The 8,366-nt window shown below is 67.0% G+C and carries 4 protein-coding genes; 3 read left to right on the forward strand and 1 reads right to left on the reverse strand.

Annotation, left to right across the window (positions count from 1 at the left end; genetic code table 11):
- Window positions 1–14 precede the first annotated feature (14 nt).
- Both ABIB29_RS13660 and ABIB29_RS13665 read left to right on the forward strand, forming a co-directional pair.
- On the forward strand, window positions 15–2,201 hold the full coding sequence (locus tag ABIB29_RS13660; protein ID WP_354173337.1) for a putative bifunctional diguanylate cyclase/phosphodiesterase: 2,187 nt from the start codon (window positions 15–17) through the stop codon (window positions 2,199–2,201).
- 210 nt (window positions 2,202–2,411) lie between these two features.
- The gene (locus ABIB29_RS13665; protein WP_354173338.1) at window positions 2,412–4,217 is read left to right on the forward strand and encodes a sensor domain-containing protein; all 1,806 of its coding nucleotides are present in this window, start codon (window positions 2,412–2,414) and stop codon (window positions 4,215–4,217) included.
- Between the two features lie 30 nt (window positions 4,218–4,247).
- Here ABIB29_RS13665 and ABIB29_RS13670 read toward each other — a convergent pair whose 3' ends face one another.
- Complete coding sequence (locus tag ABIB29_RS13670) at window positions 4,248–5,096, reverse strand: SDR family NAD(P)-dependent oxidoreductase (RefSeq protein WP_354173339.1); 849 nt, start codon at window positions 5,094–5,096, stop codon at window positions 4,248–4,250.
- A 618-nt stretch (window positions 5,097–5,714) separates the two neighbouring features.
- Between ABIB29_RS13670 and ABIB29_RS13675 the strand changes: the two genes are divergently transcribed.
- Window positions 5,715–7,817: an FG-GAP-like repeat-containing protein gene (locus tag ABIB29_RS13675; RefSeq protein WP_354173340.1), complete on the forward strand. Its 2,103-nt coding sequence runs from the start codon at window positions 5,715–5,717 to the stop codon at window positions 7,815–7,817.
- Window positions 7,818–8,366 lie beyond the last annotated feature (549 nt).

Consider the following 8,366-nt stretch of genomic DNA (forward strand, 5'->3'; position numbering starts at 1 on the left):
GACCCCCTGACCCTATGATTCAGGAACGCATTCTCCGCGGCGCCGCCGCGGTTCAGCCATCAACACATCATCCGTCGCTTCGGGGGGCCGGTATCGCCGTGGGAACAGGGTTTGAAGAAAGCCTGCTGGAGCAGGGTCCCGATGCTGTCCTGCTGCTGACCGCCGACGGAACCATCGCCTTCGCGAACGCGGCGGCCGAGCGTCTCTTCGGCTACCCCCGCGAGCAGATGCTCGGAGCACAACACACCATTCTGCTCTCCGAGGACGAGCGCGGCGGCTTTCTGCGGGTCCTGGGCCGGCTGGGCCGCGGCAGCCTGTCCGGCAGCCGGCCGTTCGCGGCGGCAGGCCGGCGTCGGGACGGCCGCGAATTGTCCCTCGAGATCACCTGCTCGCTGGTGACGCTCGACGGCGGTCCGGCCATGGCGGTTGCCGTCCGGGACGGCAGCCACCGGGAGGACACCGATTCCGGCCGCCGGCTGGCGGTCTCGCTGCTCGATGCCACGCTGGAATCGACCGCCGACGGGATTCTCGTCATCTCCAACGAGGGACTCATCACCGGTATCAACGACCAGTACCTCAAGTTGTGGGGCATGCCGCCGGAGCTGGTTGCGGCGGATGACCCGGCGGCGCTGGTCACCTTCATCTCCCGGCAGCTGGTGAATCCGGAGGAGTTCCTGCAGAATGTCACGGACGTTTACGCCGACAAGTTCAAGCAGAGCCGCGATGTGCTGGAGTTCAAGGATGGCCGCACCGTGGAGCTCGTCTCCCGGCCGCAGAAAGTCGCGGACAGGATCGTGGGCCGGATCTGGAACTTCCGCGACATCACCTCCACGCAGCGCGCCCAGGACCAGGCCCGTCGCGCCCTGGCGGAACTCGCCGAGCAGGCGGACAAACTCAAGGAACTCGCGTTCCAGGACCCGCTCACGGGGCTGGCCAACCGGACCCTGTTTACCGAACGCGTCGCAGCCGCCCTGCTGACCCGCGACCCGGTGCACGTGCTGCTGCTGGACCTGGATGATTTCAAGGAAGTCAACGACATCCTGGGCCACCACGCAGGCGATGAGATGCTGGTGAAAATCGCGGGCCGGCTGCAGCAGTGCGTTGGGCCGCACGGCACCGTGGCACGCCTCGGCGGGGACGAGTTCGTGGTCCTGCTGATCGGCTGCAACGATTCCGACGCCGTGGCCCGACGGATCGTGGCCACCCTGAACGCCCCCTTTTCCATCGAGGGAACCCTCATGCGGCCGGCCCTCAGCCTGGGGGTCGCCTCGCGCGGCGCCGGGGCCATGACGTCCTCGGAGCTGTTGCGGCAGGCGGACCTTGCCATGTATGCCGCCAAGGAAGCCGGCAAGAACTGCTATCTCCACTTCCAGCCGGCGATGCTGGCCGAGCTGCTGGCACGGACCCAGCTGACGGCCGGGCTCAGGCGGGCCGTGGAACTGGGGCAAATTGTGGTGCACTACCAGCCCGTGGTGTCCACCGGGCTGCTGGAAGTGGTGCAGTTTGAGGCCCTGGCCCGCTGGCAGTTCGAGGGGAAGCTGATGCCCCCGGACGAGTTCATCAGGACCGCGGAACGCAGCGGCCTGATCCGGGACATCGGGGCCGAAGTACTGCGGCGCAGCTGCGTCGAGCTGCAGCCCTGGCTGGCGGAGGACCCGTCCCGGACCCTGGCGGTGAACGTATCCGGCGTGCAACTGCTGCACCGGGACTTCGCCGAACGCGTCCTGGACATCGCGGAGTGGGGCAACGTGGACCCGCACCAGCTGGTGCTGGAGGTGACGGAGAGCGTGTTCTTTGACCCCCGGTCCCACGTCATCGACCAGCTCGAGAGCCTGCGCGGGGCCGGCGTCCGGGTAGCCCTGGACGACTTCGGCACTGGCTACTCCTCGCTGGGCCGTCTGCAGGAGCTCCCGGTGGACATCGTAAAGATCGACAAGTCCTTCGTCTCCATGCTGCGCACCGGGGCGGAGAAGCTGCCCATCCTCACCTCGATGATCCACATGGCCCGCAGCCTGGGCTTGAAGGTCACGGCCGAGGGCATCGAAACCCCGGAACAGGCCCATTACCTGATAGCCCAGGGCTGCGATGCCCTGCAGGGCTTCCTTTTCTCCCGCCCCGAGCCGGAGCACCGCCGGGCGCTGGCCATCCGCAACACCGCCGCGGCCGCCGCGGCCCTGGCCGTCGCCTCCCGCCCGGGATAGCCTCCCGCCCGGGATAGCCGCCGGTCCGGGCGGCCGCGCGTCCGGGATAGCCGCCAGTCCGGGCGGGCGCGCGGCATCTTCTTGGGCGCGGCATGATGCGCAGCGCGCCGCAACCGGCTACTGCGCATATGCTTCAGGGAGCGCAACCCGCCTTGCTCTCCGCAGGAGCGGCTGCCATCCATATCCACCGGCTTGGGGGCAGGCAAACACATGGACGCTGGACTCGCACAACTGCTGCTGGAGCACGGCCCGGATCCGATGCTGCTACTGGCGCCCGACGGCTCCATTTCCTACCTGAACACCGCTGCGGAGCAGCTCTTCGGCTACTCGCGGTCGCAGCTGCTGGGCACGGACTCCAGCCTGCTCCTGGCCGAACCCTGCCGCGCAGACTTCCGCGCGCTCCTCGCCGGGCTGTCCGGCTCGGCACCCCGCCCCGGCAAGCCCTTCACGGGCTCCGGCCGCCGGGCTGACGGCACCGATATCCCGCTCGACATCACGTGCTCACTGCTGCCCGCCGGGGCCGGGGCAGGCCCGGCCGCACCGTCCGTCGCGGTGTCCGTCCGCGGCGCCGGGCACCGAGCCGAGCTGCACGGGAACCACCCGGACGACGGCGGCAGCACAGCGGGCGGGGCGGCGCACCGCCGTCGGACGCTGGCGGCGTCAACGGCCGCTCCCGCCGCCTTCGCCGGGCACGATGACCAGGTGCGGGCCGGGGTGCTGCGCGATCCGCTGACGTCGCTGCCCAACGGGACCCTGTTCAACGCTCGCCTCGCCGCGGCGCTGCGCCGCCCGGACCCGGTGGACGTACTGCTGCTGAACCTGGATGACCTCCGGAACCTCAACGACGTGCTGGGGCGCTCCGCCGCGGACCAACTGCTGGTGGAGGTCGCGGGACGGCTGCGGAACTACGTCCGCCCGCATGACACCGTGGCCCGGCTCGGCGGCGGCGAGTTTGCCGTGCTGCTGACCGAATGCCTCAACGCGGAGGCGGTGGCCGCGCGGATCGCCGAGTCGCTGCACGTGCCCCTGCGCGTGGGCGGCTCGCTGGTCCGGCCGGGTGTGAGCATGGGCCTGGCCTCCCGGACTTCTCCGACGCTCGACGGCGCGGAGCTGCTCCGGCGGGCCGACGCGGCGATGACGGCGGCGAAGACCGGCAAGAACGCCTGGCTGCGGTTCCGGCCGGAGATGCTGAACTCCGTGGCCATCACGGCCGAGGTGGACACCGGGGCCGACGGCCAGGCCGGGCTCCGGCAGGCGGTGGAGCTGGGCCAGATCTCGGTCCAATACCAGCCCGTGGTGTCCCCCGGGCTCGGTGCCGTGGTGCAGTTCGAGGCGTTTGCGCGCTGGGAACGGCACGGCCGGCTGGTTCCGCCCAACCAGTTCCTGCCCGTGGCTGAGGAAAGTGGACTGATCCGCGAGATCGGCGACGAGGTCATGCGCCGGGCCTGCGCCGAGATCCGGCCCTGGCTGGCCGGCGACGCCGCGTGCAGCGTTTCGGTGAACGTCTCCGGCCTGCAGTTCCAGAACCGCGACTTCGCCGCGGAGGTGCTCGCGATTGTGGCCTCCGCCGGGGTGGACCCGCGCCAGCTCATGCTGGAACTGACCGAGAGTACGTTCTTCGCGGCGGACACGGCAGTGCTGCGCCAGCTGCGGCAGTTGCGTGAGGCCGGGGTGCGGATCGCGATGGACGACTTCGGTACGGGCTACGTGTCTCCGGACCGGCTCACGGAGCTGCCGCTGGACACGGTGAAGATCGACCGTTCCCTGGTGGCGATGGTCAGGACCGGCCAGGAACAGCTGCCGTTCTTCGCCATCATGATCGACGCGGCGCACGCCCTGGGCCTGAAGGTTACGGCCGAGGGCATCGAGACGCCGGCCCAGGCCCGGTACCTCATGGACCGCGGCTGTGACTCGCTGCAGGGCTATTTGTTCGCCAGGCCGGCCCCGGCCAGCGGGCTGGCCGGGGCGATGGGGAGCGCACTGACGGCGATGGCCAGGGCCGACACCGCGCAGTAGCCCCGCGGGACCGGCGCTTACTGCCGGCGGTTACTGCCGGCGGTCGAGCTCGTCGAGGTCCGCGCCCACCATTGCCGCGCTGCGCTCCCACAGCTCCCTGGCCAGCTCCGGGTCGTATGCCTGTTTGTTGGCTTTCGCCAGCGCCCGCTTGGCGTAGTACGCGCCGGAGATCCAGTCCTGTCCCGGTGTGGCCGTGGCCAGCCACACCAGGGTGTCAGCGCCCTGTTCGGGGCTCAGCATGAACCGGTTGAGGAAACTCCGGTAGATGAACCGGAACGGGCTGGTGGTGTCCGCGGCGAAGTTGGTGGCCACGACGCCGGGGTGGAAGGCCGCCGTCGAGATCCCTGCCGCCTGGTAGCGGTTGTTCAGCTCCGCGGTGAAGAGAATGTTCTCCAGCTTGGCGTTGCCGTAGGCCAGGTTGGCGGAGTACTTGTTGGCCGTCTCGAGGTCGTTGAGGTCCAGCTTGCCGTACAGCGAGTTCGCAGCGCTGGAGGTGTTGATGACGGTGGCGCGGCTGGCGGTAAGCACGTCCATCAGCTCGGTGGTGAGCAGGAACGGGGCCAGGTGATTGATCTGGAAGGTCTTCTCGTGGCCGTCCACGGTGAGCCCTCGGTGGCCCATAATGCCGCCGGCGTTGTTGGCCAGGACGTCGATCCGCGGGTACCTCTCCTTCAGCTGTGCGGCGAGTTGGCGCACCTGTGCCAGCTCGGCGAAATCGCTGACGAAGAAGTCCGCGCCGATCTCCTCCGCGATCCGCCCGGTCTTCTCCGCGGAACGCCCGACGACGACCACCCGCTCCCCCTGTTGGCTCAGCGTCCGCGCGGCGGACGCGCCGATGCCGTCGCTGGCTCCGGTGATGACAATGGTCCGAGCGGTCATAAGTAAATCCTTTGGGCTGAGCGAAGGCGGTAATCGGGCTGGTCTGCATCGAGCCTACCGAACCCAGCATCGGCGAACGCGCCGGAGTGTGCGAATTCGGTGGAGACCAGCAGAATTATGGGCGTCCGGCCACCGAAAAACGAGTCACGGGCGACCAATACTTGGTTCCCTTTTCCAATCACTGGCCTATTCCCGGACGTCTACTTGCGTCCCGAGGGGAGCCTACGCGGGAACCCTGAATTATTCCGGAAGAACGTACTCGGACAGTGCGTGGGCGGTCATTTTCCGTTGAGTTTCAGCTCTTTAGTCATGATACTGGACGCGTGCGCTGATGCTGGGGCGAGGTCCAGCATCAACGTGCGCCGCAGGCACATCGGAGTTTCCTGAGGTGGCTGAGGGTACGGGGGGAACGGGATTGTGGGTGCAGTTCAACTGGCGCCCGGGGGGATATCGCGTATTCCATGACAGTTCTTTCTCCGCCATGAAAGACAACTGAAAACTACAGAAAAGAAAAGGACTCTTTTGCACTTCCGCTCAGAGTGGCTCGCTCCGCGCGAGTCGGGAGATCTCAGCAGGACCACCATGGAAACGGCGATCAAACGCATGAAAGAAACGGCGATGAACATGAAACGTACCGCCAGTTGGCTCAGCAAAGTCGTAGTAATAGCATTAGTTACGGCCGGAGGGGTGCTCGGAATTTCCACCAGTGCCACCGCGGCCGATGACTACGGCTATCCGGGCAACACCTTCGCCGGCGTGAGCAATGCGCCCACCTCGGACAAACCGCAGAGCAAGCTCTGGTGGCACGACGGATCCTGGTGGGCCGACATGTGGACCACCGGCACCGGCTGGGAGATCTACCAGCTGGACGTTGACTCAAAAACCTGGGTCAGCACGGACCTCACAAACGATACCCGCGCCAACACGCTGGCGGACACCCTCTGGGACGGCACCCACCTGTACATCGCCTCGCACGTTGTCACGGTGACCGGTGACACGACGCCTACGGCATCAGTCTCAGGCCAGCCGGCCAAGCTGTACCGCTACAGCTACTCCGACGGGGAGTTCACCCTGGACAACGGCTTTCCGACCACGATCATGAACAACAGCAGCGAGTCGATGACCATCGACCAGGACAGCACCGGGGCCATCTGGGCCACCTGGACCCAGGTCTCCGAAGATTCGGCCGGCGACTTCACCAACACCGTCTACGTCAACCGCTCCGCGCCCGGCGGAACCAGCTGGAATTCCCCGTTCGTCATCCCCGTCGCCAACCCGAACCTGGCGCCGGATGACATCTCCGCGATCGTGGCCTACAGCAGCAACAAGATCGGCGTCATGTGGAGTGACCAACTTACAGGCGCCGTGCGCTGGGCAACCCGCACCGACGGGACCAGCCCCACCGCCACGTCCGCGTGGAAAGTCCAGGACGCGGTCAAGGGCACCAAATACGCCGACGATCACCTGAATCTCAAAACCCTGCAGTCCGACAACTCCGGCCGGGTGTTCGCCGCGATCAAGACCGGCCTCAACGACAACGAAACGGACCGGAGCCTGGCCCAGGTTGAGCTGCTGGTCTTCAAGCCCGGAACGGGTTCCTTCTCGGTGTCCACGATCGCCACCATCGGTGACTGCGTGTCCCGCCCGCAAATCGTCCTCGATTCAGAGCACAACACGGTGCATGCCTTCCATACAGCTCCCGGCACGGACGTCGACGGCTGCGCCTACTCCGGCATCCCCGGCGCCATCTATGAAAAGACGGCATCCATGGACGACCTGGAGTTTGAGTCCGGACGCGGCACTCCGATCATCCAGGACGGCGCGTCCGACAACATGAACGACGTGACCACCAGCAAGCAGAGCGTCAACAGCACCACCGGCCTGGTCGTACTGGCCAGCAACAACGTGACCAAGCGCTACTGGTTCTCCTACCGGGACCTCGGCGACACCACGGAGCCGGTAGCTGCACGCCTGAACGATTTCAACAGCGACGGCAACACGGATGTGATCGCCCGTGACGCTTCAGGGCAGCTGTGGCTTTACCCGGGCACGGGGACCGGTGACTGGTTCACCCGGCAGAGTCTCGGTGGCGGCTGGAACGTGATGACCTCAATCGTCAGCGCCGGGGATTTCAACGGCGACGGCGATGCCGATGTCATTGCCCGGGACAGCAGTGGTGAGCTGTGGCTTTACCGGGGCACGGGAACCGGCGACTGGCTCCAGCGCCAGAGTCTCGGTGGCGGCTGGAACGTGATGACCTCCATCGTGGCCCCGGGTGATTTCAACGGCGACGACAGGCCGGACCTGATTGCCCGGGACAGCAGCGGTGAGCTGTGGCTGTACCCGAACGACGGGGCCGGTGACTGGTTGAAGCGCGTTGACCTGGGTGGCGGCTGGAACATTATGAGCTCCATCGTCGCTCCGGGGTACTTCGACGCCGACGGCAACGTGGACCTGGTCGCCCGCGACACCAGTGGCCGGCTGTGGCTCTACCCGGGCAACGGGCAGAACGAGTGGTTCACGCGGGAGAGCCTTGGGGCGGGCTGGAACGTCATGAATGCCATTACCGCTCCCGGCGACATGGATTCCGACGGCCTCTCTGATGTCATCGCCCGCGACACCACCGGGGAACTCTGGCTCTACCCGAACGACGGTGCCGGTGACTGGTCCACCCGGATCGATCTGGGTGGTGGGTGGGGGCCGATGACGGCGATCCTCTAGGAACGTAAGAGGTGCATTAAATGCGGGAGAGCCCCAATCGTGTGGTTGGGGCTCTCGACCGTTTAATGGTGTTCCGGCGGTGACCTACTCTCCCACACCCTCCCTCACTTGTGGCAGGGTCCGCCCTGATGCTCCCTCAGTTGCGGCGGGGTCCACCCAGATGCTCCCTCAGTTGGGGCAGGGTCCGCCCAGATGCTCCCTCAGTTGCGACGGGGTCCACCCAGATGCTCCCTCAGTTGGGGCAGGGTCCTGGCTGGTGGTCCCGCAGATCCTGCGGGCTCCGGGGCAGCGTCCGCCCGGCTGCTCCCTCAGATCCCGCTGGTCCCGGGCCACGCTTCCGGCCCACTGGAGCCGGCCGACGGCGGCACCCCTCGCTCTGTGGCCCACCCCCGCCCCCCCCTGGCCGGACGTGAGGGAGGGTCCGGGGTGTGGGGACCGGATCTGAGGGAGGGTGTTAAATGCGGGAGAGCCCCGACCGTGTGGTTGGGGCTCTCGACCGTTTAATGATGTTCCGGCGGTGACCTACTCTCCCACACCCTCCCGGGTGCA

The organism is Arthrobacter sp. UYEF36 (assembly GCF_040547025.1).
In the GTDB taxonomy this organism is placed as follows: Bacteria; Actinomycetota; Actinomycetes; order Actinomycetales; family Micrococcaceae; genus Arthrobacter.

Coding starts and splice junctions, on each gene's coding strand:
- ABIB29_RS13660 (WP_354173337.1), top strand. CDS start 15: ATGATTCAGGAACGCATTCTCCGCGGCGCCGCCGCGGTTCAGCCATCA.
- ABIB29_RS13665 (WP_354173338.1), top strand. CDS start 2,412: ATGGACGCTGGACTCGCACAACTGCTGCTGGAGCACGGCCCGGATCCG.
- ABIB29_RS13670 (WP_354173339.1), bottom strand. CDS start 5,096: ATGACCGCTCGGACCATTGTCATCACCGGAGCCAGCGACGGCATCGGC.
- ABIB29_RS13675 (WP_354173340.1), top strand. CDS start 5,715: ATGAACATGAAACGTACCGCCAGTTGGCTCAGCAAAGTCGTAGTAATA.